26 protein-coding genes are annotated in these 24,830 nt (G+C 62.3%); 8 read left to right on the top strand and 18 right to left on the bottom strand.

Translation table 11 applies throughout. The features are described 5' to 3' along the window. Positions 1-95: 95 nt before the first annotated feature. Positions 96-1,010 carry a LysR substrate-binding domain-containing protein gene (locus QU606_RS02285; protein ID WP_150054231.1) on the top strand — a complete coding sequence of 305 codons (915 nt, stop codon included), beginning with the start codon at positions 96-98 and terminating at the stop codon, positions 1,008-1,010. Positions 1,011-1,310: 300 nt separating this feature from the next. Here the strand turns inward: QU606_RS02285 and madM are convergent, their stop codons facing one another. The 12 genes from madM to QU606_RS02225 form a co-directional block, all read right to left on the bottom strand. Further along, complete coding sequence (gene madM / locus QU606_RS02280; protein WP_024077880.1) at positions 1,311-2,075, bottom strand: malonate transporter subunit MadM; 765 nt, start codon at positions 2,073-2,075, stop codon at positions 1,311-1,313. A gap of 1 nt (position 2,076) precedes the next feature. Then, the gene (madL, locus tag QU606_RS02275) at positions 2,077-2,481 is read right to left on the bottom strand and encodes a malonate transporter subunit MadL (RefSeq protein WP_015886323.1); all 405 of its coding nucleotides are present in this window, start codon (positions 2,479-2,481) and stop codon (positions 2,077-2,079) included. 67 nt (positions 2,482-2,548) lie between these two features. Beyond that, a complete protein-coding gene (gene mdcH / locus QU606_RS02270; protein ID WP_102623706.1) occupies positions 2,549-3,448 on the bottom strand; it encodes a malonate decarboxylase subunit epsilon in 900 nt (299 codons plus the stop codon). Then, entirely contained in the window at positions 3,445-4,041 is a 597-nt protein-coding gene (locus QU606_RS02265) for a malonate decarboxylase holo-ACP synthase (RefSeq protein WP_150295646.1), read from the bottom strand. Before QU606_RS02265 ends, mdcH begins: the two co-directional genes overlap by 4 nt. Then, positions 4,035-4,805 carry a biotin-independent malonate decarboxylase subunit gamma gene (gene mdcE / locus QU606_RS02260; protein ID WP_069077208.1) on the bottom strand — a complete coding sequence of 257 codons (771 nt, stop codon included), beginning with the start codon at positions 4,803-4,805 and terminating at the stop codon, positions 4,035-4,037. The genes QU606_RS02265 and mdcE overlap by 7 nt, the downstream gene beginning before the upstream one ends. Further along, positions 4,802-5,644 carry a biotin-independent malonate decarboxylase subunit beta gene (locus QU606_RS02255; RefSeq protein WP_150295644.1) on the bottom strand — a complete coding sequence of 281 codons (843 nt, stop codon included), beginning with the start codon at positions 5,642-5,644 and terminating at the stop codon, positions 4,802-4,804. Before QU606_RS02255 ends, mdcE begins: the two co-directional genes overlap by 4 nt. After that, positions 5,637-5,936, bottom strand: coding sequence for a malonate decarboxylase subunit delta (locus QU606_RS02250; protein WP_024077886.1), 300 nt, complete (start codon positions 5,934-5,936; stop codon positions 5,637-5,639). The genes QU606_RS02255 and QU606_RS02250 overlap by 8 nt, the downstream gene beginning before the upstream one ends. Continuing rightward, positions 5,936-6,784: a triphosphoribosyl-dephospho-CoA synthase gene (locus tag QU606_RS02245; RefSeq protein ID WP_024077887.1), complete on the bottom strand. Its 849-nt coding sequence runs from the start codon at positions 6,782-6,784 to the stop codon at positions 5,936-5,938. Before QU606_RS02245 ends, QU606_RS02250 begins: the two co-directional genes overlap by 1 nt. Further along, positions 6,785-8,455, bottom strand: coding sequence for a malonate decarboxylase subunit alpha (gene mdcA, locus QU606_RS02240; RefSeq protein ID WP_304998068.1), 1,671 nt, complete (start codon positions 8,453-8,455; stop codon positions 6,785-6,787). 308 nt (positions 8,456-8,763) lie between these two features. Beyond that, positions 8,764-9,018: a DUF6124 family protein gene (locus tag QU606_RS02235; protein ID WP_069077206.1), complete on the bottom strand. Its 255-nt coding sequence runs from the start codon at positions 9,016-9,018 to the stop codon at positions 8,764-8,766. Between the two features lie 327 nt (positions 9,019-9,345). Continuing rightward, positions 9,346-9,765, bottom strand: a complete 420-nt coding sequence (locus QU606_RS02230) for a hypothetical protein (protein WP_069077205.1) — start codon at positions 9,763-9,765, stop codon at positions 9,346-9,348. Then, a complete protein-coding gene (locus tag QU606_RS02225; protein WP_304998067.1) occupies positions 9,743-10,126 on the bottom strand; it encodes a polymorphic toxin type 44 domain-containing protein in 384 nt (127 codons plus the stop codon). The genes QU606_RS02230 and QU606_RS02225 overlap by 23 nt, the downstream gene beginning before the upstream one ends. Before the next feature lie 326 nt (positions 10,127-10,452). On the opposite strand from QU606_RS02225, the gene QU606_RS02220 reads away from it, so the two are divergent. Continuing rightward, positions 10,453-10,731, top strand: coding sequence for a type II toxin-antitoxin system RelE/ParE family toxin (locus tag QU606_RS02220; RefSeq protein ID WP_304998066.1), 279 nt, complete (start codon positions 10,453-10,455; stop codon positions 10,729-10,731). Positions 10,732-10,745: 14 nt separating this feature from the next. Then, entirely contained in the window at positions 10,746-11,033 is a 288-nt protein-coding gene (locus tag QU606_RS02215) for a HigA family addiction module antitoxin (RefSeq protein ID WP_102623709.1), read from the top strand. Positions 11,034-11,094: 61 nt separating this feature from the next. Here QU606_RS02215 and QU606_RS02210 read toward each other — a convergent pair whose 3' ends face one another. From QU606_RS02210 to pilG, 6 genes are all read right to left on the bottom strand, one after another. Continuing rightward, positions 11,095-11,550 (bottom strand): chemotaxis protein CheW, encoded by a 456-nt coding sequence (locus tag QU606_RS02210; RefSeq protein ID WP_304998065.1) that lies wholly within the window; start codon positions 11,548-11,550, stop codon positions 11,095-11,097. Then, on the bottom strand, positions 11,543-17,362 hold the full coding sequence (locus QU606_RS02205) for an Hpt domain-containing protein (RefSeq protein ID WP_304998064.1): 5,820 nt from the start codon (positions 17,360-17,362) through the stop codon (positions 11,543-11,545). Before QU606_RS02205 ends, QU606_RS02210 begins: the two co-directional genes overlap by 8 nt. Positions 17,363-17,560: 198 nt before the next feature. Beyond that, positions 17,561-19,612 (bottom strand): methyl-accepting chemotaxis protein, encoded by a 2,052-nt coding sequence (locus tag QU606_RS02200; protein WP_024077895.1) that lies wholly within the window; start codon positions 19,610-19,612, stop codon positions 17,561-17,563. After that, positions 19,609-20,133 (bottom strand): chemotaxis protein CheW, encoded by a 525-nt coding sequence (locus QU606_RS02195; RefSeq protein ID WP_024077896.1) that lies wholly within the window; start codon positions 20,131-20,133, stop codon positions 19,609-19,611. The genes QU606_RS02200 and QU606_RS02195 overlap by 4 nt, the downstream gene beginning before the upstream one ends. A gap of 12 nt (positions 20,134-20,145) precedes the next feature. Further along, the gene (pilH, locus tag QU606_RS02190; RefSeq protein WP_014720320.1) at positions 20,146-20,511 is read right to left on the bottom strand and encodes a twitching motility response regulator PilH; all 366 of its coding nucleotides are present in this window, start codon (positions 20,509-20,511) and stop codon (positions 20,146-20,148) included. A 46-nt stretch (positions 20,512-20,557) separates the two neighbouring features. Continuing rightward, entirely contained in the window at positions 20,558-20,965 is a 408-nt protein-coding gene (gene pilG, locus QU606_RS02185; RefSeq protein WP_010564379.1) for a twitching motility response regulator PilG, read from the bottom strand. A gap of 239 nt (positions 20,966-21,204) precedes the next feature. Between pilG and gshB the strand changes: the two genes are divergently transcribed. The 5 genes from gshB to pyrR all read left to right on the top strand — a co-directional run bounded on the left by gshB (position 21,205) and on the right by pyrR (position 24,819). Beyond that, entirely contained in the window at positions 21,205-22,158 is a 954-nt protein-coding gene (gene gshB, locus QU606_RS02180) for a glutathione synthase (protein ID WP_069077201.1), read from the top strand. 77 nt (positions 22,159-22,235) lie between these two features. Beyond that, a complete protein-coding gene (locus QU606_RS02175) occupies positions 22,236-23,141 on the top strand; it encodes an energy transducer TonB (RefSeq protein WP_024077898.1) in 906 nt (301 codons plus the stop codon). An 81-nt stretch (positions 23,142-23,222) separates the two neighbouring features. After that, positions 23,223-23,792 (top strand): YqgE/AlgH family protein, encoded by a 570-nt coding sequence (locus QU606_RS02170; RefSeq protein ID WP_069077200.1) that lies wholly within the window; start codon positions 23,223-23,225, stop codon positions 23,790-23,792. Continuing rightward, on the top strand, positions 23,792-24,229 hold the full coding sequence (gene ruvX / locus QU606_RS02165) for a Holliday junction resolvase RuvX (protein WP_003195067.1): 438 nt from the start codon (positions 23,792-23,794) through the stop codon (positions 24,227-24,229). Before QU606_RS02170 ends, ruvX begins: the two co-directional genes overlap by 1 nt. Positions 24,230-24,312: 83 nt before the next feature. Further along, on the top strand, positions 24,313-24,819 hold the full coding sequence (gene pyrR / locus QU606_RS02160) for a bifunctional pyr operon transcriptional regulator/uracil phosphoribosyltransferase PyrR (RefSeq protein WP_024077900.1): 507 nt from the start codon (positions 24,313-24,315) through the stop codon (positions 24,817-24,819). Positions 24,820-24,830: the final 11 nt, after the last annotated feature.

Below are 24,830 nucleotides of genomic sequence, written 5' to 3'. Positions count from 1 at the left end.
CCTTGCACATAAGAGTGCAAGGGCCTTGTGACGTTCCGGCGACGCCGGGCGGTTTTGCGGGCACAATCGAGCGCATTCGAACAAGAGTCATGGCCATGCTGATCGACGAAGAATTCACCCTCAAGAAGCTGGAAGTCTTCCTGGCGTTCATGCGCACCGGCAACCTGGCCCGCGCCGCCGCCGAACTGCAAACCAGCAACGTCAGCGTGCACCGCGCCATCCACTCTTTGGAAAATGCCCTGCGTTGCCCGCTGTTCAAGCACGAAGGCCGCAACCTCACACCGTTGGAAAGCGCCTACGTGCTGGAAGAACGTGCGCAGAAACTGGTCGCCGATGTGGTCGACAGCGTGCGCCTGACCCGCGAAGCCGCCGGTTTCTCCGCCGAGCGCTTCAAGCTCGGCTCGCTGTATTCGTTGACGGTCAAGACCGTGCCGCAACTGATCATGGGCCTGAAAATCAGGCGCAGCGAACTCAATATCGACTTGATCCTGGGCTCCAACTTCGACCTGCTCTACAAGCTCAAGAACATGGAAGTGGACGCGATCCTCATCTCCCTCGACGAACACGCCAACGACCCCGACTGCGAGCAGATCGCGCTGTTCTCCGACGACATCTTCCTCGCCACCCCGGCTGACTCGCCCTTCGATCGCGACCAGGAAATCGACCTGGCCGACGTGCGCGACGCCACTTTCATCACCCTCACCCAAGGCTTCGCCACCCACCAGGATGGCAACCGTGTGTTCAAGCAGGCGGGGTTCGAGCCCAAGGTGGCGATGCAGGTCAACGACATCTTCACCTTGCTGAGCATGGTCAGTTCAGGGGTGGGCTATGCGTTGCTGCCGGGGCGGATTGCGGCAGTCTACGAGAACCGCGTGAAGCTGATACCGCTGCAGGCGCGGTACCGGCTGCAGCAGCATATCGGCGTGGTGTTCCTGAAGGCCAAGGAGCGCGACCCGAACTTGCTGGCGTTATTGGCGGAGTGTCGGATGTATGCCAATCGGCAGGCTTGAGATAGCCATCGGGGGCAAGCCCCCGATGAGCATGGGTATCTACACAACTTTTCAGCCCCTGACAAATCTCCCTGTGGCGAGCGGGCTTGTCCCGCGTTGGGCTGCGTAGCAGCCCCAAAACCAGCCTCTGCAGAGTGTCTGATACACCGCGTTCTTCTTGACTAGGGCTGCTACGCAGCCCAACGCGGGACAAGCCCGCTCGCCACAACAGCCCTATTTTCCGGGCATTCAGCGTTGAGCCAACGTTGTGTAGATACCTATGCCCCGATGAGGCCAAACCAGACAACACAACTTCCAAAGCTAGCCAACCAACCCGCGAACAATGAAGTACAGCAGCGACGGCCCGAGCAAACACCCAAGCCCGGTGTGGAACGTCGCCGTCAGCGCACCATACGGCACCAACCGACGATCCGTCGCCGCCAGCCCCGCCGTCACGCCACTCACGGTCCCGGCCAAGCCACCAAACACCATCGCCGAACGCGGGTTATCCAACCCCATCCAACGCGCCGCTACCGGCGTGCCGACCATCACCAGGATCGCCTTGATCAGGCCGGTGGCGATCGACAGCGCCATCACATCCGAGGTCGCACCAATCGCCGCACCGGTCACCGGGCCAACGATGTAGGTCACCGCGCCCGCGCCGATGGTGGTCATGCTGATCGCATCCCGATAACCAAAGGCCCAGGCCATGCTCGCACCAACAATAAACGGCAGGATCGTGCCGAGCAGCAGCGCAATCACGCCAATCATCCCGGCTTTGCGCGCTTCGGTGGCTTGCACTTCAAACGCCGTGGCGACAATCGCGAAGTCGCGCAGCATCGCCCCGCCCATCAGGCCGATGCCGGAGAACAGCGACAGATCCGCCAGGCCTTTTTGCCCGCCCGTCATGGTGCCGCCGACCCAGGCCAGCACCAGGCCGATCACGATCGCAATTGCCGAGCCATGGATGCGCCCGAACGTCAGGCGCTTGGACAGCACCACGGAAATCCACATGACCACGCCGACGAAGGCAAACGCGGTGATCAGGCCGTTATGTTCCAAACCTTTTTCAATGAGATCCCACATATCAGCGACCTCCCACTGGCGCGATCAGCGGCTCTTCATCGGGTAACGGTTCACCCTTATGAGTGCGGCTGATCAGGGCGATGGTGCACCCACACACCACCACCGAACCAATGGCCGCAAGCACCGCGACCGGGCCACCGTGCAGGGCGGTGACCACGTTTTGCTGCGCCGCCATCGCAACCACCACGGGGATGTACATCGCGCCCCAGAAGCCGACGCCCATTTCGCAGTCCTTGGTCATGCCGCCACGCTTTTGCATCCACAGGCGTGCGCAGATCAACAGGATCATCGCGATCCCTACCCCGCCCACATTGGATTTCACGCCGAGCAGTACGCCGAGCATGTCGCCCATGATCACGCCCGCCAGCGTGCAGATCGCCAGCAATGCCACACCGTAAATAATCATTGTTGTTGTCCTCAAAGTGCTCGATCGAAATTGTTGTTGTTGTGCTTCGAAAGCCTTGGGTGGTGCTTTATCGGTGGCGGCGCTCCTCCTCTTCCAACAGGGCCTGCAAGGTGTCCAGGCGTGCGCCTTCGCAGGCGATCACCGTGCCTTGTTCAAATACTCGGCGTGACAGGCCGGTGAGTACGCTGCCTGGGGGCAGTTCGATTTGCAGGCGCACGCCGCGCTCATAGGCGCTTTGCACGGTGCCGCGCCAGTCGACGACGCGGCACATGTTGAAGGCCAGGTCGTCGCGCAAGTGCTCGGGGTTGTGAATGGGACGCGCCCGGGTACTGCTCAGGTAAGTGATGCGCGGCGCTTTAAGCGTGACAAACGCCTGGGCCAGTGCCCGGGCAGGTTGTTCCAGCAGCGCGCAATGGGACGGCACGCTCACGGCCAGGCGCTTGGCGATGCCGTTGCCTTTGATGCGTGCCGCGACCTGCTTCATCGCCTCGTCGCTACCGGCGATGACGGTCTGGTTATCGGCGTTGATATTGGCCAGGTATACCGGGGTCTGCGGGCTGTGGATATCGGCCAGCAGAGCTTCGACGGTGGATAACTCAGGGCCGATCAGCGCGGTCATGCCGTAGCCTTGTGGATAAGCGTGCTGCATCAGTTCACCCCGCAGGCTGACCAGCCTGACAGCGTCCGCCAAGTCCAGGGCACCGGCAATGACCGCCGCCGGATACGCCCCGATGGACAAGCCCGCTACGTAATCCGGTGTGCGCTCCAGCAAGCGCGCATGGGCCACACCCGCGATCAACAGACACAGCTGCACCGCGCGGGTACTGGCCAAGGCTTGCGCCGAATCGAGCTGGCGCACGTCTTCACCGAGGGCATCGCTGGCTTCGTCCAGTACCGAGACGGGCAACCGCGTGAGCATGCCCGGACGCTGCGCGCCCTGCCCCGGAAACACCAGCAGGCTGCTCATGCCACGGCCTGCCAGGGATCGAGCACAAGGTGTGCGCCACGCGCGGTTTTCAACAGCACCCGCCGCGAGCCGCCGGCCCATTCGCGCAAGGCGACGGCACCGAACGGGGTTTGCAGTTGCAGGTCCACGGCGCAGGCCGCGGTGTCCAGGATCGCCAGCAGGTCTTGTGCATCCCGTCGGTCAAGCGGCGCGGGCGTGCGCAGGAGCAAATCCAGATCGCTCATTGCATGCAGTGCCTCAATGCCCGTGGCCAACTCGAAACCCGCGCTGCCCGTGACGCCCCAGGTCTGCTGCGCCAACACCGGCCGCAGTTGATCGAGTGCGCGCAACGCCGGCAAATCCCGGGGCGAGATCGCGTCGCGCAGGGCTTCCGGCGCCACACTGCGCTGCACGGCGGCCAGGGGCATTGCCGCTGCAAAACGCTGCTCACGCAGACGCCCGCGCACACCGACCGCCACCTGGCCCGGCTCGGCCATGGCGCGACGCACCACCACCGGGTGACCGGCGCCGATGGCCTCCAGCGCCCAGCCCGGCGCGTCGCTGGGCAGATGCGCCGGGGTCATGCCCCAGAGCAAATCGTGAGCGTTCACCATTGTTCCCGCAGCAACTGGCGTACATGGCTGGAGGCCGCGCGATTAGTAGCACCGAGGCGCCCACTCAAATCACGGCTATCGATATCCTGGATCGCACTGACCAGGCAATCGCTGACTCGCGTCACATCGTCCTGCGTCGGCTGTTCAATCTGGCTGACCGACAAGGTTTCCCACAGCAGGCCGAGGCTGGCAAAACTGTCGATGTCATAGGCCATGGGCGGCACGCTGGCAGCCAGGGCTTCAAGCTCTTCGACACTGCGCAGGGTCACCCGCGCCGCCGATGCCTTACCCATGGCGTGCACCATCACGCCGGGGTCGCGCAGGGCAATCAGGCGGTTGGCCTGGTAACCGTGGGCGAGGAAGGCACCGGACATGGCCTTGCCCACCAGCAGCGCAATCACCGGGTGCCCGGCCAGGCGGGCACGGGCGTAACTGTCGGCGGCGGCGGCCAGGGCCTGGTGGATGCCGAGGGCTTCTTCGCGACGGCCATAGGCTTGGCTCGGGACATCGACGATGGCGATGATGGGACGCTTGTCGCCACGGGCGATGGCTTCATCCACGGCCTTGGCCAACCCCCAGCCTTCCAGCAGGCCGACTTCGCCGTTGCGTGCACGGGGGAAGCGGTTTTGCGCGTCGGGGACCACGGCGATAAAGCGCACCGCATGTTCCCCCAATACGCCGTCGGCAACTTTCAACGAGCCGGGCAAATCGGCCACAGGCGTGGCACCGGCGCTCAATGCGTTAAACCACTGCAAGCCTCTCATGAGCGTTCTCCCTGATACAGAGCGCGAACCGTCGCCGGGTCGATTTGCGGTGCAGCGTCCAATTCGGCCAGGCGCGCGAGGTAATAATCGGCCTGGCGGCTGCGCTGCTGCGCAGGCAAACCTTGTTGCAACAGCGCGCTGACCGTCTCTTGAAGTTGCGCCACATCATCTGCCACATAACGGTCGACCAACCCGCTGTTGAAGCGTTGCTCGCCACCGGTGAGGCTCCAGATGAAAGGCCGGTCGCGGGAGTCGTACTCTTCAAGACCGGCTTCCTGCTCGATCACTTGCGGGCCATTCAGGCCAAGACGGGCTTCGCGGGTGACGACCAGGTAACTGCACAACCCGGCCGCGATGGACATGCCACCGAAGCAACCGACACTGCCCGCCACCACACCGATCACCGGTTGGTACTGGCGCAGATCGACAATGGCCGCATGAATGTCGGCAATCGCTGCCAAGCCCAGGTTGGCCTCCTGCAAGCGCACGCCACCGGTTTCCAGCAGCAGCACGGCACGGGTCGGAACCCCGTTGCGGTTGTCTTCGGCGGCCAGTTCGAGGGCGCCAGCGATTTTCGCGCCGCCCACTTCCCCCAGGCTGCCCCCCTGGAAATTGCCTTCGATCGCGGCGATCACCACGGGCACACCTTCAATGCTGCCCTTGGCGATCACCACGCCGTCATCGGCCTGGGGCACCACGCCCTGGCGACTGAGCCAGGGCGACATGACGCGCTGGAATGGGTCGATCAATTCTCGGTAAGTGCCGCTGTCCAGCAAGGCCTTGGCCCGCTGCCGCGCCCCCAGTTCAACGAAGCTGTGTTTGCTGAGCAAGTCAGTCATGGCCGATCTCCTCGAAACCCTGTTCCAGGCGCAAACGCACCACGCCGGGAGTCGCGCCGAAATCGTGGATATCAATCTTCAGGGCCGGCGGGGTTTGTTCCTGGAAGATCCGCTCGAACAGGTGTTGCCAGCGTTGTTCGGCGCCATTCACCGAGGTTTGCACCTGAATGGTCAGGGTGCCAGCCGTGCCCGGTTCCAGCAGCACTTCCAGGTCGCCCGAGCCGACACACCCCACCAGCGCACGGCCTTTGGGTGGCTGCCCGGCGGGGAATTCAAAGGATAAGGTTTCCATCACAACGCTCCATCGAGGCGGTCGATAAACAGGCAGGCGGCCAACAGGTCGGCGGCACCGCCGGGGGAGGCATTCAGGGCCAGCAATTGTTGGTCGAGTTCATGCAGTTGGCGGCGGCCGGCGAGGGTTGCGCTGCCGCCCGCCTCCAGCACGGCTTGGGCCCCGCGTTGCATGGCGTGTTGGCCTTCCAGGCCGGCACGGTAGAGCACGCAGGTGTCGGCCAGCTCGGTCATGATCGCGAGCAAGGCATCCAGGCGTGCGTTCTGTTCACCGGCATTTTGCCGGCGGCTTTTGTGCAGTTGCGGCAGGCCGCGTTGCAGCACCGAGGGGAAGCCCAGTTGCGCTTCTTCACGGGCGCCGCGTGCGCCGTAGCGCTGGGCGACGTGTGCGCCATGGCTCATTGGCTGAGGCGCGTAGCGGTCATTGAGCAGGGCCAGTTTGGCGGCTTTCAAGGTCACGGCGCTGGCATGGGCGGACTGCGGTTCCAGTGCCGCTGCGGCGGTCAGCAGGCCGAGGGCCCAGATCGCACCGCGGTGGGTGTTCACGCCGTTGGTGGTGGCGAGCATCGCCTGCTCACCTTCGCGGCCCAATCGGCCGAGGGCTTCGCGCAGGGGTAAGCCGACTTCACCGATGTCGAGCGCGGCATCAGCCATCTCCTTGAACATCGGCCACAGCGACAGCGCCGAGGCGTGCATCAGCCCCAGGTGCAAATCGCTATGGGCGCCGTTACCACGACGGTCCACCAAGGCAGGTTTGGGCGACAGGTCGGCTTCATCGATCAGCGCATCCACGGCCATATCCGCCAGGCGTTCGGCGAGGCTCAGTTCATGCAGTTTGAGGGCGCGCATTTACCAGCTCCTGAATTTGGCGGGCGGGTTGTACAAGCCACCGGACCACTCCACCAGGTCGGCGACGCTCTTGGCGGCCAACAGCTCACGGGTGGCGTCAGCGCGGCGAATCCCCAAGTCCTCGGGCAAGGCGATCAGCCCCTCGCGGCGCATGCGCGCGGTGTCCTTGGGGTTATGGCGCATGCCGATGGCGGTCACCCCGGCGACGGCGGCGATCATCGCCTGGCGCTCTTCGAGGGAGCGCGCCTTGTACAGGTAGGCAACGCCTTCTTCGGTGAGCAAGTGAGTCACGTCGTCGCCATAGATCATGATCGGCGCCAGGGGCATGCCGCTTTTACGCGCCACCTCAACCGCGTCGAGCGTGTTGACGAAGGTGGGTTTACCGCCTTCCTGGAAGGTTTCGACCATCTGCACCACAAGCTTTTTGCCGCGTTCCAGCAGGGCTTCGGGCGCATCATCGTGACGCATATCCAACCACGCCGGCGTGCCATGGCGGCGACCGCGCGGGTCGTGCCCCATGTTCGGCGCACCACCGAAACCGGCGAGGCGGCCACGGGTCACCGTTGAAGAGTGGCCATCGCCATCAACTTGCAGGGTGGCACCGATAAACAGGTCCACCGCGTATTGGCCAGCCAGTTGGCAGAACATACGGTTGGAACGCATCGAGCCGTCACGACCGGTGAAAAACACATCCGGGCGGGCGGCAATGTAGTTCTCCATGCCCAGCTCGGTGCCGAAACAATGCACGCTTTGCACCCAACCGCTTTCGATGGCCGGAATCAGCGTGGGGTGCGGGTTAAGGGTCCAGTTGCGGCAGATCTTGCCCTTCAGGCCGAGGGATTCGCCGTAGGTGGGCAAGATCAATTCAATGGCGGCGGTGTTGAAGCCAATGCCGTGGTTGAGCGACTGCACATTGTGTTTTTCGTAGATGCCACGGATCGCCATCATCGCCATCAGCACATGCACCGGCTTGATATGGCGCGGATCGCGGGTGAACAGCGGCTCGATGTAGAACGGCTTGTCGGCCACCACCACAAAGTCCACCCAACTGGCGGGGATGTCGACACGGGGCAAATCGGTGACATCATCCACCAACTGGTTGACCTGCACGATCACGATGCCATCGCTGAACGCAGCGGGTTCGATCAGCGCGGGGGTGTCTTCGGTGCTGGCGCCGGTGTAGATATTGCCGGCGCGGTCGGCCATGAAACCCGCCGAGAGCACCACGTTGGGGATCAGGTCCACCACCAGCCGGGCATAGAGTTCGATGTAGGTGTGGATCGCGCCGATTTCCAGCAGGCCATCTTCGAGCAGTTGGCTGATGCGCAGGGATTGGGTGCCGGCGAAGGAAAAGTCCAGCTTGCGTGCGATGCCCTTTTCAAACAGGTCCAGGTGCTCGGACCGCCCGACGCTGGGCATGATCATGTGCAAATCGTGAAGCTTGGCCGGGTCGGCCTTGGCCAGCGAGCGCGAGAGGAAGTCGGCCTGCTTTTGGTTGTTGCCTTCCAGCACCACGCGGTCGCCGGGGAGGATCAGCGCTTCGAGGGCTTCGACGATTTTATCGCTGGGCAACACGGCCCCGTCTGCGTAGTGCTTGACCCGCTCGAGCCGCCGCTGCTTCTCGTCGCGCCGCCGCGTCCAGCGCGAGTCGGGGTTGATTATTGTTGTCATGGTCGCTCCACGGGTTTGCTGTCGTGGGCTGTACCTTAGGAGTGATTCAGGGGGGTATCAATCAAGCTCAGTGGCAGATCGTTACGGTTGGAGTAATGGAGCATCTGCAAACGCAGACCCGAGCCCAGTGAAGATCAAAAATGTGGGAGGGGCGGTACGACGATTCGACTTGCCCCCGATGAGGGTGGGTCAGCTAAGTGATGTACCAACTGTCAAATAAGCCATCGGGGGCAAGTCGAATCGTCGCACCGCCCCTCCCACATTTGCTCATTGGTGTCTGTTAGATCGCGGTCCCAAAAAGGGAATGATCAGTCCCTGTTTGGGACCTTTTCCAGCGAAGGGCTGACCTGCTCCAGCGCCCGATCCACCAACAACTGCCCAAACTCGGCCATTTGCTGGATCCCGAGCATGATGGCGCGCTGGGAAGTGTCCAGGTCGAAGGCCAGGTTGCAGGTGAGTGCGTTGAGGGAGGACAGGGTTTCGCTGGCGTTGACCAGCAGGGTTTCGGTGTTTTGGTGGGGGTTTACGGTGAAGAGAGGCGGATTAGGGGTAGGTTTGATCATGATGAAACTCCTAAACAGTCAGTAAGGAGCGCCACTGTTCGCTTGCACGCGAATGAGGGTGGCGACCGTGCGCAGGTGTGCAAGACCGGGCCTGTTTAGGACACCCAGCAGGTCCGAAGACCTCCTGCGCGCAGCCGCCATAAAGCAGCGAGCACAAAAAACGCCCGTTGGTTGGCAGGGCGTTTGTACGCCTAAACAGTTTCGTCGGACTTGCACGTCCGTGTCACCGTTTTTTGCGATGACGGGACGAAGACTGGCGCGCGGGCTGCACGCGACAAGTTCATGCACGGCCCAAAATCTTGCAGGAAAAATCCGAAGCCAGCAGGCCTACAGCCTCATGTCGATGCTCACAGCCCCCAAAGCGTCAAGCGGGTAGCTGCGATACTCATAAACCTCCCCACGAACAATGAGGTGGATGACTCCATCCACCTGGTTCACTTGGACATCAGGCTCCTTGGTTTTTAGAAATGGATGTGTAGACACCAATGTCGTGAGTATTTCGTGATCATTACCCAGATCCTTATGGACGTAGTACCTGTAGGAAAAGCCCACTGTCGCGCCGCCCTGGCTATTCCGCACCCCATAAATAGAGTTGCCGTTACTCAAGGAATGCTTGAGTACTACCTCATCCAACTCTGGTGTACCGGGACTCATCAACCAACCAACGCCCAAGTACCCGAGACACACCACCAGCAGCCCGTTGAGCAAGACCTGGACCGACCACTTAATACCCTTGAGCTCTGGCATATTCGATGCCCTCCTTGATCCAGTGCTGGTCGCTATGGTCATCGCCATAAGGCGCATCCCCCCACCAGTCTCCAAACTCCGTTCGAGATGTCCCCGCCGCCTTTTGCGCAACACCGGCCGCTCTCAATAACACGCTTTCCGGAATCCCCAACACCGTACCGGTAACGCCATAGTTGAAGTTACCGAACGCCTCGTACTCACGACTTTTCTGTTTGTAATCCCAAGGGCCACGTCCTCTGACCTGTGAATAAAACCATGAATAGGTGAACGCCGAACCGGGCTTCAAATGCATCCTGCGGTTGTTGGCCTGGGCGATATTGTCTTGCAGCGAAACGCCTGGGGGCATGGGAGGAACGGCCATTTGCGAATCCTTGCTGATGGGGTTGAGCGTCAAAAGCTAGCACTCAACAATCAGCAAAAGTGCTGAGTCCGTACTTACAGAAATTTCAGACAACCATTCGATCCAAGCCTTACGTATACGGGGCTCAAGACAGGACTGTTTGTAGGATCCAGAAGTTACCGACAGGCAGAACAGAATGCTCCGACAGGCTTTTCAGGTTGTTGCTCGGAACTCGCCTCTCTAGCCTTTTCCATCCGAATCGTGCCACGGGCAGACATCATGAATCCGACCGTTAAACCCGATGCAAGGCCATTGCAGAGTGTGATGTATAACATCACAATCGCGCCATGATCGTCAGCTGGAAACATAAGGGACTAAGGGCGTTCTATGAGACGGGTTCAACCAGAGGCATCAACGCAAATCATGCAAAGCGCTTGCGCCGCGTTCTGCTCATTCTGGACAAGGCCGAGCACTCAGATGCACTGGACCTGCCCGGCTGGCGCTTCCACCGTTTGAAGGGCGACCTGATCGACTACTGGTCCGTCAGCATAAGTGGTAACTGGCGCATCATTTTTCGAATGTTCGACGATCAGGTCGAACTGGTCGATTATCTTGATTACCACTGAGTGGAGGTATCGATATGGGTATGCACAACCCACCTCACCCAGGTGAAATTCTGCTTGAAGACGTGGTCCCAGCCTTGGGCATCACCATCACCGAAATGGCTAAACGTCTTGGCTTTGCCCGCGAAACTTTTTCAAGGATCTTACATGGCCACGCTCCCGTCAGCCCGGACCTTGCCGTCCGGTTGGAGAGAGCCGGCGTAAGTACTGCGCAGCTATGGCTGTCGATGCAAAGTGCCTACGACTTGTGGCAGGCCGAGCATCGGGAGCAGCCGGTGATTGAGCGATTTGCGCGGATTGATTGAGGTCTACAGATTGTGGGAGGGGTAAGCCCCCTCTCACAGCGGATCTTCACATGGCTCAGGCTCAGGCCAACCCAGACTCCACCAGCAGCGCCTCAAGCCCCATCAAGTCCGGCACCTTCGCCACATGTTCTCCAACCTGCACCGCTGCCAGTTCCAATGGGCACAGCGGCACGTCCACATAGCTCAATTCGCTATCGAGCTTGTACGACCGCGGAATCCCCTGGATCACCAGCGCAATAAACTTCAACGTCGGCCGCCCGCCCAGCGCATTCAACACCACAATCCGCGAGCGTTCGCCCGTCACGCTCGCCTCGCCGCACACCGCTTCAAAGCTGATCAACGGTATTTGCCGATCCCGCCAGGTCACTTGCCGCAGATACCACGGCGGTGCATCACTGGCCGGTTCGCCACGCTGGAAGTCGATCAGCTCGGCAATGGCGGCGTTAGGCAGCACCAGGTGGCGGTCGGCCAGGGGCAACAGCAGGCCGGTGAGTTGGCTGGTGCGGTGGTCAAGCATGGGACTTGCTCCAATAGGCAATGCTTTCCAGCAGCACCGACTCCTGGTAAGGCTTGCCCAGGTAATCGTTGACGCCGATGGCCATGGCGCGGTCGCGGTGTTTTTGGCCGGTGCGGGAGGTGATCATGATGATCGGCAGGCGCATCAGCCGAGGGTCGTTGCGCACCTGGATAGCCACTTCGAAACCATCCATGCGCGGCATTTCGATGTCGAGCAGCATCAGGTCCGGGGTGTGTTCTTCGAGCACGGCAAGGGCGTCGATACCGTCCTTGGCGGTGAGGACGTTCATGCCGTTACGCTCCAGCAGACGGCTGGTCACTTTGCGCACGGTGACCGAGTCGTCCACCACCAGCACCAGCAGCGGCCGCTTTTTCAGCGGATCGTTGAGGATCAGGGGCGCATCGACTGCCTGGGCCGGCAAGGCCGGTTGCCGGGCGCGAATATGCGCCAGCAAGTCAATGATCAGCACCACGCGGCCATCAGCGAGAATGGTCGCCCCAGAGACGCCCTTCACCCCCGCGAATTGCGGCCCCAGGCCCTTGACCACGATCTCCCGGGTCCCGGCCATGGCATCCACATGCACCGCCACGTGCCGCTCATTGCATTGCACCAACAGCACCGGCACCGGCTGGTACTGGCCCAGCAGTTTCGGGCGGCTGACGGTGTGCAGCAGATCACCGAGGTAGAACAGTTCATACCGCTGGCCGGCGTACTCATAACGCGGCGGGTCTTGCTGGTAGTGCCCGGCCAACTCGTGGGGCAGCACGCGCACCAGGCCTTCGATGGTGTTGAGCGGGATCGCGTATTGGTCATCCGCGCACTGCACCATCAGCGCCCGGTTGACCGACACGGTGAACGGCAGGCGAATACGAAAATGCACGCCCGCGCCCGGTGTCGAGTCGATGAACATCGAACCGCCGAGCTGGCGCACTTCTTCATGCACCACATCCATGCCTACGCCGCGCCCGGAAATCTGCGTGATCTTTTCTGCCGTGGAGAAGCCCGGTTGCAGGATGAACTGCAACACGTCGCGGTCACTCATTTCTTGGTTGGGGTCGAGCAAACCGCGCTTGATCGCCTTGCGCCGCACCGCTTCCAGGGGCACGCCGGCGCCGTCGTCGCGCATGTCGAAGACGATATCGCCGCCTTCGTGGGTCAGGTCCAGGGTGATGCGCCCCTTCTCCGGTTTACCCGCCAACAACCGCGCATCGCGGGATTCCAGGCCATGGTCGACGGCGTTGCGCAGCATATGTTCCAACGGTGCCACCATGCGTTCCAGCACATTGCGGTCCATCTCGCCCTCGGCATTGCCGACCACAAACTCCACGTCCTTGCCCAACTCGCCGGCCACCTGGCGCACGATGCGCTTGAGGCGCGGCAGCATGCGTTCGAACGGCACCATGCGCGTACGCATCAAGCCTTCCTGCAACTCGGTGTTGATGCGGGCCTGTTGCTGCAACAGCTGTTGCGCATCCTGGTTACGGCGCTCGAGGGTTTCCTTGAGGTCCACCAGGTCGGAAGCCGATTCGAACAGCGCACGGGAGAGCTGCTGCAACTGCGAATGGCGGTCCATTTCCAGCGGGTCGAATTCTTCATAGCCCAGGCGCTCGGCCTCGGCCTGCTGGCGACTGAGGATGCGCCCCTGGGTTTCAGTGTCGAGCCGGCGCAGTTGGTCACGCATGCGCTCGATGGTGGTTTCCATTTCGTTGAGGGCGATCTGTGCGTCGCTGACCTGCTGCTCGATGCGGCCACGGAAGATCGACGTTTCGCCGGCCAGGTTGACCAGGTCATCCAGCAAGTCAGCGGAAACCTTCACCATGTCGGCGGCCGGGTCAACCGCCGCTTCGGCCTTGCTCGCCGGCAAGGCCACCGGGGCTACCGGCTCTACGCCGGGGTGTACCAGGCTTTTGATGCGCTCGATCAGCTTGTCCACCGGGCCGACCGGCACGCCATCGGCCACTGCATCGATCATCTGCGCCAGGCGGTCATGGCAGCCTTGCAACAGCGCGAAGAGTTCAGGGGACGGGCCGAGCAAGCCGGCGGACAGGCCTTCGTAGAGAAACTCCAGCTCATGGGCCAGGTCGCCAATCGGGCCGATCTCGACCATGCGCGCGCCGCCCTTGAGGGTGTGCAGGTCGCGCAGCAGGGTTTCCACTTCCTGGCGATTGTTCGGCTCAGCCTGCCAGCGCAGCAATGCGCTGCCTGAACTATCAAGAATGTCGGCGGCCTCTTCGAGGAAAATATCCAGCAGTTCAGGATCCGCAGCCGCGCCTTGCGGTGCCGCGGTCGGCGCGGCAGGCGTGCTGCTCTGGCGAAACTCGCGCAGACGCGCGATCAGCTCGCCGGAGTCGCTCAGGGGTTGGTGGTGTTGCAGTTCTTCAAGTTGCAACGCCAGCCGTTCGTGACTGGCCATCAGCACCTGGGACAGCTCGGTGGAGTAGCTGTAGCGGCGGTCCGCCAAGCCTTCGTAAAGACACTCCAGCTCATGGGCCAGGTCGCCCACCGGGCCGATTTCGGCCATGCGCGCCCCACCCTTGAGGGTGTGCAAATCTCGATGCAACGACGACAACGGTGCCACGCCATCAGGCTCCAGCAACCAGCGCTTGAGGGACTGCCCGGCGCTGTCGAGGATATCCACGGCCTCTTCGAGGAAGATCTCGACAATCTCATCGTCCGGTACCGCTTCCTGGTGCAGCCGCGCCGTGGCGGCCCCCAGTTCGGCGATGTTCAGGGCTCGGCTGCCGTCACTTTTGATCAGGCCGGTGGCAGAGGGGTCGAGGGCATCATCGAGCAGCTCGCGCAGGGCCTGTAACCGTGCCGGCACCGGGCTGATCTCCTGGCCGGCGGCCAGTTGGTCGAGCATATTGATCAGCGCTTCATGGGCCTGTTCGGCTTCCTGGAAAAACCGCTCGCTGACCGCCAGGCTGCTCTCTTCCACAGCGCCATACAGGTCGAGCAAGGCTTCGCAGAGTTCGTCGATGGGGTGCAGGTCGGCGACGTGCGCGCCCTCCCCCAGGGTGGTCAATTCATCCAGCAATGCGGTGAGTTCCTGGCGCTCGCCGGGGTGTTGTTGCCAGCGGCGCAGCAGGCTTTCGGCGTCGAGCAGGATATCCATGCCCTGGGCCAGGAAGTCAGCGATCAGTTGTGGATCGCGCTTGATGCGCAGGCCGGTGCTGGGGGCGTCGAGCAGGGCTTCGAGCTGACGATCAAGCAGGCTCTGTGTGCGGTTGATCAGGTCCGCCGCGCCTTTGATCGGCACCAAGGGGTCGCTGTCCAGTTGCCGCAGCCCGCGTTGGAACAGGTCCTCGGCTTCCAGCAGCAACTCCACTTCATCCAGGTCCAACGGCAGGCGGTGAGCCTTGTACTCGCGGGTCAGGTGATCGAGTGGGCGCGCCAGTTCGGCGATCGGCAGCACGCCGGCCATGTAGGCGCTGCCCTTGAGCGTGTGCAGGGCGCGTTGCAGTTCATCGCTGACTTGCAGCGGCACATGCTCGGCGGCTTGTTGCAGGAAGTGATTGAGGCTGTCGAGGTGGGTCTGGGCCTCGTTGCGGAAAATCTCCAGCAACATCGGGTCATGGGCTTCGACGGCCGAGGCTTCAACCCCGCTGGCCAAGGCGTGGGCACGCGCGGCCAGGGTGTCGACCTCCTTGCGCTGGCGCTGGGCACCGGCGGCGAAGTCGGCGATCAGTTCCGGCAGCAGGGCGACCGCTTCATCCAGTACCTGTTGCACCTCGGGGCCGGGAGCCACGCTGCGCTCAAGCACGCGGTTAAGCAGGTTTTCCACGGCCCAGGCCAGCTCCGCCAGCACCAGGGCGCGGACCATACGGCCGCTGCCCTTCAAGGTGTGGAAGGCACGGCGCATTTCGCCGAGGGCAGTTCTATCGGCACCGCTCGGCAGGTTGCGATGCAGCAGCTCAAGGACTTCTTCGGTTTCTTCGAGGAAGACGTCGCGCAGCTCCTCGTCAATCGGCTCTTCACCGGCCGGTGGCGGCAGCAGGCTACCGGGGCGTTGCTGGGCCGGCGGGTTCAGCCGCGAGGTGGGGCTGGCCAGGGCGTCGAATTGCGATTGGCTCGGTGAGGTCTCGGCCGACAATGCGCCCTCCGGCGCCACCAATGCCTGGCGCCAGGGTTTTTCCGCAGGCAGGTAACCCAGCGCCTCCAGGCTACGGGTGGCCAGCTCCAGCACGCGTTCGCCGGCGGCATCGGGGTCTTGGAGCATGCGTTCCAGGTAGTACTCCAGGCCGCTGATCACGTCGGCAAACTGCTCCAGCTGCGCCTCGGAGGGCACGGCGTCGTTGATCATCAGTTGTTCATCGACGTAAACGCTGCAACCGCGCATCAGGCTCGCTGCGCGTGGCAATGGGATCATCGCCAGGGCGCCGCGCACCTGGCTCAACAGTTCCGGCAAGGACTCCAGGCGCTGGCGCTGCCAATCGGCTTCGATGCAATCGATCACCAGCTCCTTGGCTTGTTGCAGGCACTGGCAGCACTCGCGGATCACCAGTTGGTGAATCTGGGTCAGGTCAGTGGTGGGCAGGCGGCTTTCTTCGCGGCTGTCCGGCTCGACGGTGCCGGCCATCCCCGCCAGCGTGGCTTCGACGTAGAGCAAGGCGCCGGCGACGTCCATCAGCACCGCATCGTTAGGTTCGCGCTGGCCCTGGGCCAGGCTCAGCACGACGGCAAGCTGGTCGATGATGACTTTACGCGGCTGACCAAACCCAAGCACCGCCAGGGTATCGGCGATCTGCCGCAGCGGCGCCAGCAGCGCCTCAAGGTCACGGGTGTGCTGACGGTCGCTGCGCACGAACAGGTCGAGACGTTCCTTGACCCGCACCAACTCCTCACACAAGGCACCGAGCACCGAGCCCATGGCATTGCGATCCGGCCCCGCCATGCGTGCGCGCTCGGCATCGACCAGGGCGCTGTCGGGCAAGGCTTCATCCAGGCCGTAGCGTTCTTTCAGGCTTTGCATACGCGGTGTCGGCCGGGTGACTTTGGCGACGTAGAACAACAGGCTCTTGAGCAGTTCGTCCGGCGCCGCCTGGTTGATACCGCCAATGCCCTGGGCCAGCAGGCGCTTGAGTTGTTTGTCGCTGGCCTTGAGCAGGCTTCGCAGCGCCGGGCTGTTGGCGATCACGCCGGTGAGCATGCCCTCGACCAGCGCCGAGGTGACTTGCCACAGCGGCAACAGCGGCGCGCCCTGGCACAACGCTTCGAGCCGCGCGAACACCCGCGCCATGTCTTCCAGGTTGCTCGGGCCATGGTCTTCGCGCAGCAGGCCGGCCAGGGCTTGTTGCAGCAGGTGGTGCCACTGGCGCAGTTGCTCGGTCAGGTCCGGCGGCGCACGTTGGGCCAGTACTTCATTGGGCAAGGGCGCAATCGACAGCAGTTGCGGGCTGAACAGGCTGGTCTCCGACAACAGGCTTTCGCCGCGCGCACTGCGCAGGTCGTTGAGCAGCGGCAACACCACCAGGGGCAGGTCGCGGCGCGCGCTGTGGATACGGTCAAGGTACAGCGGCAATTGGCCCAGGGCCTGTTGCAGCAGGCGGATACTTTCTTCCCACTGGCTGACATGCCCGGTCTGGAGCGCCAGGGCCAGCTGTTCGATTTCTTCGGCGAGCAGGGCCGCGCCGTAGAACTCGACCATCTGCAGGGCACCGTGCACCTGGTGGATACCGGCCAGGCACTGGCTGATCACATCGCCGTCATGGGTTTCGACAAACGCGTCCAGCGCCGAACGGGCCTGTTTCAGGGTTTCGGCAATGTCGCCCTTGACCCATTCGAGGGCCACGTAGTCGTGCCGATCAACCATAACTGCTCCGCTTAGAATTCATGGGTTGCTGGTAGTGCGAGATCTCCAGACAGATGGAGATCAAATGTGGGAGGGACGGTGCGACGATTCGACTTGCCTCCGATGGCGGTGTATCAGTCAGCAAGTGTGTTAACTGACCCACCGCTATCGGGGGCAAGTCGAATCGTCGCACCGCCCCTCCCACACTTGGATCGCATTTCAATCATCTGCCTGCTTGGCCACAGGCAAGGTGAAACCCGACACCGACCTGCGCAACTGGCTGGCCATCTTCGCCAAATTGCCGATGCTTTCGGCGGTGGCGGTGGACCCCGAGGACGTCTGAGTAGTGATCTGCTGGATCACGTTCATGGTCAGGGAGATCTGCCCCGCCGACGACGTCTGTTGCTGCGCCGCATTGGAGATGCTCTGGATCAGCGCCGCCAGGGTTTTCGACACGCCTTCGATCTCTTCCAACGCGACGCCAGCGTCCTGGGCCAGCCGCGCGCCACGCACCACTTCGGTGGTGGTCTGCTCCATGGAGATCACGGCTTCGTTGGTGTCGGTCTGGATCGCTCGCACCAGGGTTTCGATTTGCCGGGTGGCCGCCGACGAGCGCTCGGCCAGGCGCTGCACTTCGTCGGCCACCACCGCAAAGCCGCGCCCGGCATCCCCGGCCATGCTCGCCTGGATCGCCGCGTTGAGGGCGAGGATGTTGGTCTGGTCGGCGATGTCGTCGATCAGGCTGACGATGTCGCCAATCTCCTGGGACGACTCGCCCAGGCGCTTGATGCGCTTGGCGGTGTCCTGGATCTGCTCGCGAATGTTGTCCATGCCGTGGATGGTGTTGTGCACCACCTCGTTGCCCTTGTTGGCGATTTCCACCGAACGTTCCGCCACCGCCGAGGACTCAGCGGCGTTGGCCGACACCTGGTCGATGGACTGGGCCATCTGTTCGATTGCGGTGGAGGCTTCGGCGATCTGCTGGGCTTGATGCTCAGAGGCTTGCGCCAGATGCATGGCCGTGGCCTGGGTCTCCTGCACCGCACCGGCAACCTGCCCGGCGGTGAGGTTGATGGTGGCGACCAGGTCACGCAGTTGGTCCACGGAGTAATTGATGGAATCGGCGATGGTGCCGGTGAAATCTTCGGTCACCGAGGCGGTGACGGTGAGGTCGCCATCGGCGAGGTCTTCGATTTCATCCAGCAGGCGCATGATCGCGTTCTGGTTGCGCTCGTTCTTCTCGGCGGTTTCATGCAGTTGGCGGTTGGTCTCGCGCACCATCACCAGGCCGATCAGGATGATCGACGCCAGCGCCAGCAGGCCCAGCACATAACCGCCAATGGTGTCGAAGCTGCGTCCGCTGGCCAGGTTTTCAAAGCCGGTGGCCAGGTGCGAGGCTTCATCGAGCAGGGTTTGCGAGAGGTTGAAGATATTGCTCGCCGAGGCGCGCACTTGGAACAACTGCGGCGAGGTCTCGAGGATTTCATCCACGGAGCCGGAAACAAACTCGAACAGCTCGGCAATTTCTGCCAGCCGCGCACGGGCATCACGGTCTTCAACCTGGGTGATACGCAGGCCTGGGTTGCCATTGAGCATGCCATTAAGGACTTGGCCGAAGCGGTTGGCATCGCGGCCAAAGGCATCGGCGGCCTGCACGGCGGTTTCATCGCCGGCGAGCACGGTGTTGACCGCACCGAGGATGCGTTCGGCCAGTAGCGACTGGCGCTGGGCCACGGCCACCTGGCTGGCGGGGGCGCCGCGTTGCAGGAGGATGTCGACGACCTTTTCCGATTCCATCTGTAATTGCGGCACGGTTTCGGCCAGGGTCGCGGCCACTTGGTGCAGGGACAGCACCGTTTGTTCGCTGGCCAGGATGACGTCGGTGTTTTTCAACAACGCTTCCCAGTCGGTCTGCACTGCGCGCATTTCGGTGCGCACCGCGCTGGGCGCCGCCGGCAGGCCGGTTTCCGGGTCGCCTTTCTTCAGGTACCCCCAGCGCTGGGCAAAATCATTGCGGGCCTCCCCCAGCAGCTTGAACGCGGCGGCCTTGCCGGCGGCGGCTTCCGTGGCGTTCTTGGCGATACGCTGGGACAGCACGCGCAACTCACCGGCGTGGCCGATGTACTGCTTATCGTAGGTGGATTGGGTATTGAGGTAGGCGAAGTTGGCGAACAACAACATGATGAACACGATCAGCGCGATAAACAGCACGATGATCTGGGAGCGGCTACGCGAGCCGGCCTGGGGTTTAGGCGTGGTGACAGTGGTCATGCGGCAACATCCATGAAACCTGGGGCCTGGGCCAGGGCGAAGGGGCTGAAGACCTGCCACAGCGGGTCGCCATCAAACTGGCCTTGGATAAACGGCGCGCCTGGGGCGGCGTGTGCCTGCAACGCGTCTTGTGCGAAATGCTGCATACCCACCACCTCATCCACCAGCAGCCCGACAAATATGTCCTGGTACTCCACCACCAACACCCGCCGCTGCTTGCGCGCCTTGGACAACGCATGGCCGAGGAAGCCGCCGAGGTCCATCACCGGTAACAGGCGCCCACGCAGGTTAGCCACGCCCTTGATCCAGGTCTTGACCCCGGGCATTAAAGTGCAGCGAGGCTCATGCAGCACTTCGGCCACTTCGCCCATGGGCGCCACATACCAATGCTCGCCCAGGCGAAAACCGATGCCGCTCCAGCTGTGCAGGCGGGCTTCCTGGGATGGCAGGTCAGCGGCCAACAGGCGGCAGCGGCGATCGATGTCCAGCAGCAACTCGAAGGCGGTTTGCGACTCGGTCATGATGGCGTGCCGTCAGCCGGCCAACACCTTGTTCAGTGTGGCGATCAGGGTTTCTTCATCCACCGGCTTGGTCAGGTAGTCCTTGGCGCCTTGGCGCGCGCCCCAGATCTTGTCGGTCTCCTGGTCCTTGGTGGTGATGATGATGATCGGAATACCGTTGGTTTCCGGCTCCTTGGACAGCTGGCGGGTCGCCTGGAAACCATTGAGGCCCGGCATCACGATGTCCATCAGGACCGCGTCGGGCTTTTCCTGGCGAGCCAGGGCCACACCGTCTGCGCCGTTTTCGGCCTTGAGGACCTGGTGGCCGTGCTTTTCCAGCATACCGGTCAGTTTGTACATTTCAGTCGGCGAATCGTCGACGATCAGAACGCGTGCCATGGTTTTCCCCACTACATTGGTCGGCGCCAGCCCTTGTGAGGTGACGTCAGTGTGCTTGTTCTACCGCGGCGAACCCAGGCACGTAGGCCTTGATCGCGCCCAGCAGTTCTTCCTTGCTGAAAGGCTTGGTCAAAAACTGATCAACTCCGACGATGCGCCCCTTGGCCTTGTCGAACAGGCCGTCCTTGGAGGAGAGCATGATCACCGGGATCGACTTGAACGCCGGGTTGTTCTTCACCAGGGCGCAGGTCTGATAGCCATCCAGGCGCGGCATCATGATGTCGACAAAGATAATGTGCGGGTGATGATCCACAATCCGAGCCAGGGCATCGAAACCGTCGATGGCCGTGATGACATCGCATCCCACATTCTTCAACAAGGTTTCGGCGGTGCGGCGGATCGTTTTCGAATCGTCGATCACCATCACTCTCAAGGCGTTGGAATGCTGTTCCATATCTGCTCTACCATCGCCACAGCGAATCGGTTTTCGGTGTGTACTGCCTGATGTTGCACAGGATGAGCGCCGCAAGCCTTGGAATTCAAGGGCTGCTGCGCCGTGGCAGTCTTTTTAGCACAGTCTCCGGGCGCAATCTATCGAGCAGCCTGCCAGGTGGTTTTTCCTTGACCCACAACAGCCGCAGCGCCACTCTGACGCCACTTTTATATGCCCTAATTTGCTAGAGGAAATCCCCCATGAGCGTTCGCGTCGGCATTGTCATGGACCCTATCGCCAGCATTTCCTATAAAAAGGACAGTTCGCTGGCCATGCTCCTGGCTGCCCAGGCCCGCGGCTGGAGCCTGTTCTATATGGAGCAGGGCGATCTGTATCAGGGCGACGGCGAGGCCCGCGCGCGCATGCGTCCGCTGCAAGTGTTCGCCAACCCTGATAGGTGGTTCGAGCTGCATGACGAAATCGATAGCCCCCTGAGCGACCTGGACGTGATCCTGATGCGCAAGGACCCGCCCTTCAATATGGAATTCGTCTATTCCACCTACCTGCTGGAGCAGGCCGAGCGCGCCGGCGTACTGATCGTCAACAAGCCGCAGAGCCTGCGCGACTGCAACGAAAAGCTGTTCGCCACGCTGTTCCCGCAGTGCACCCCGCCCACCGTCGTCAGCCGCCGCGCCGATGTGCTGCGTGAATTTGCCGACAAGCACGGTGATGTGATCTTCAAGCCGCTGGATGGCATGGGCGGCACGTCGATCTTCCGCCACAGCGCCGGCCACCCGAACCTGTCGGTGATTCTGGAAACCCTGACCGACCTGGGCACCCAGCAGATCATGGGCCAGGCCTACCTGCCCGCGATCAAGGATGGCGACAAGCGCATCCTGATGATCGACGGCGAGCCGGTCGATTACTGCCTGGCGCGTATCCCGGCGGCCGGCGAGACTCGCGGCAACCTGGCGGCCGGTGGTCGCGGTGAAGCGCGACCATTGTCAGACAAGGATCGCTGGATCGCTTCCCAGGTCGGCCCGACCCTGCGGGAAAAGGGCCTGCTGTTTGTAGGCCTAGACGTAATTGGTGAAAACCTCACCGAAATCAACGTCACCAGCCCAACCTGTATCCGCGAGATTGATAACGCATTTGGCACGAACATCGGCGAAATGTTGATGGCAGCGATTGAACGCAAGCTACAAGCCAAGTGACATAGAACAGCCGGACACCAACCAACATTGCGTTATCATGCGCCACCTGTGAAACGCGCGATGTTGGTTTTCTTGTCATGACACTCCCGTCCGAACTGCCCCCCGAACTCTCCCAACGCGGCGTGCGCCCGGCTGATCGGCTCGGATTTACCCTGTTTCTCGCGGCGTTGATCCACCTGGCCCTGATCCTGGGCGTGGGTTTCACCATGGTCGAGCCCAAGCAGATCAGTAAAACCCTGGAAATCACCCTCGCCACGTTCAAGAGCGAAAAGAAGCCCGAGAAGGCAGACTTTCTCGCCCAGGACAACCAGCAAGGCAGCGGCACCCTCGACAAGAAAGCCGTGCCGAAGACCACCGAGTTGGCGCCGTTCCAGGACAACCAGGTCAACAAAGTCACGCCGCCCCCGGCCCCCAAGCCCGAGGTCAAGCAGGCCGCGCCCAAGGCTGCCGTGACCACCGTCGCGCCAAAACCGCAGAAGGCTCCGACCCAACGCGAGAAAACCAAGACCGAGCCGCAGCCCGAACCGGTGAAACCGGCGCCCACCTTTGACAGCTCGCAACTCTCCGACCAGATTTCCAGCCTCGAAGCCGAACTGGCCAACGAACAACAGCTGTACGCCAAGCGCCCGCGCATCTACCGCCTGAACGCGGCCTCCACCATGCGCGACAAAGGTGCCTGGTATAAGGACGAATGGCGCAAGAAGGTCGAGCGCATCGGTAACCTCAATTACCCGGATGAAGCCCGGCGCCAGCAGATTTATGGCAATTTGCGCTTATTGGTGTCGATCAACCGCGACGGAACGTTATATGAGGTCCAGGTGCTGGAGTCGTCCGGCCAGCCGCTGCTGGACCAGGCCGCCCAGCGCATCGTGCGCCTGGCTGCGCCCTTTGCCCCGTTTACCGGGGACCTGAACGACGTCGACCGCCTGGAAATTATCCGCACTTGGAAGTTTGCCAAGGGCGATCGACTCTCCAGCAACTGATAACACCCACCCTGCGGCGGGCTTGCCACAACAGGCAACTCCAGCTTGTCAGTTCGCCGCTCCAACGCCACACTAGCGGACATGAAAAATGTCGACCCGACCTACCTCAAGCACCAATTCCTGATCGCCATGCCCCATATGGCCGACCCGAACTTTGCGCAGACCTTGACCTACATCGTCGAGCACACGGCCAATGGTGCCATGGGGCTGGTGGTGAATCGCCCGCAAGAGCTCAACCTGGCCGATATCCTTGAGCAACTGCGCCCGGAGGTCGACCCACCGGCCCGCTGCCAAGGCGTGCCGATCTATACCGGCGGGCCGGTGCAGACCGATCGCGGCTTTGTATTGCACCCGAGCGGGCCGAAGTTCCAGGCCACGGTAGACCTCGAGGGGCTGTCGCTGTCGACGTCCCAGGACGTGCTGTTTGCCATTGCCGATGGCGTCGGCCCCGAGCAGAGCCTGATCACCCTCGGCTACGCCGGCTGGGAAGCCGGGCAACTGGAAGCCGAACTGGCCAGTAACGCCTGGCTGACCTGCCCGTACGACGCCGACATCCTGTTCAACACCGCCAGTGAGCTGCGCCTGGAAGCTGCCGCCGCCAAGCTGCGGGTCAACCTCAGCCTGCTCACCAGCCAGGCGGGGCACGCCTGATGGCCTTGCGTCTGATCCTCGGTTTTGACTACGGCACCAAACAGATCGGCGTTGCGGTCGGCCAGGTGATCACCGGCCAGGCCCGCGAGCTGTGCACCTTGAAAGCCCAGAATGGGGTGCCGGACTGGAACCAGGTCGAAGCCCTGATCAAGGAATGGAAACCCGACGCCGTCGTGGTTGGCCTGCCTTTGAACATGGACGGCACCCCCAGCGACATGTGCCTGCGCGCCGAGAAGTTCGCCCGCCGTCTTAACGGCCGCTACAACCTGCCTTTCTATACCCACGATGAACGCCTGACCACTTTCGAAGCCAAGGGTGAGCGACGTGACCGTGGCGGGCAAAAAGGCAGCTACCGCGACAACCCCGTGGACGCCATCGCCGCCGCCTTGCTGTTGCAGGGCTGGCTGGATGAAAACACCGCTTTATTTGAATCCTGACTGACGCGGCTTGCCGCGTCTTTTTACGTTTGAGCCCGGACCGTGCAGGCACCCCCGCCACGCAGGGCCTTGAAGGAGCCACCATGAGCCTGCCCAATCCCGCCGACCTGATCAGCCAGATGGCGATACGCCTCAAGGCCCATCTGGAACACCGTGCCATCAGCGAACCGCGCTTTATCGGCATTCGCACCGGCGGCGTATGGGTCGCCCAGGCACTGTTGAAGGAACTGGGCAGCGACTCGCCACTGGGCACCCTGGACGTGTCCTTCTACCGCGACGACTTCAGCCAGAATGGCCTGCACCCGCAGGTGCGTCCCTCGGCGCTGCCGTTCGAGATCGAAGGCCAGCATCTGGTGCTGATCGATGACGTGCTGATGAGCGGCCGTACCATTCGCGCCGCCCTGAACGAACTGTTCGACTATGGCCGCCCGGCCAGTGTGACCCTGGTCTGCCTGCTCGACCTGGACGCCGGCGAATTGCCGATCAGCCCCGATGTGGTCGGCGCCACCCTGTCGCTTTCAGCCCACCAGCGGGTAAAATTGTCCGGTCCCACGCCGCTCGAACTCGAACTGCAAGACCTTGCCCTTTAAACCGCCTTGTA

Source organism: Pseudomonas sp. OVF7 (genome assembly GCF_030644265.1).
Lineage (GTDB): Bacteria > Pseudomonadota > Gammaproteobacteria > Pseudomonadales > Pseudomonadaceae > Aquipseudomonas > Aquipseudomonas gorinensis.
This window is presented reverse-complemented; position numbering and strand designations above follow the sequence as displayed.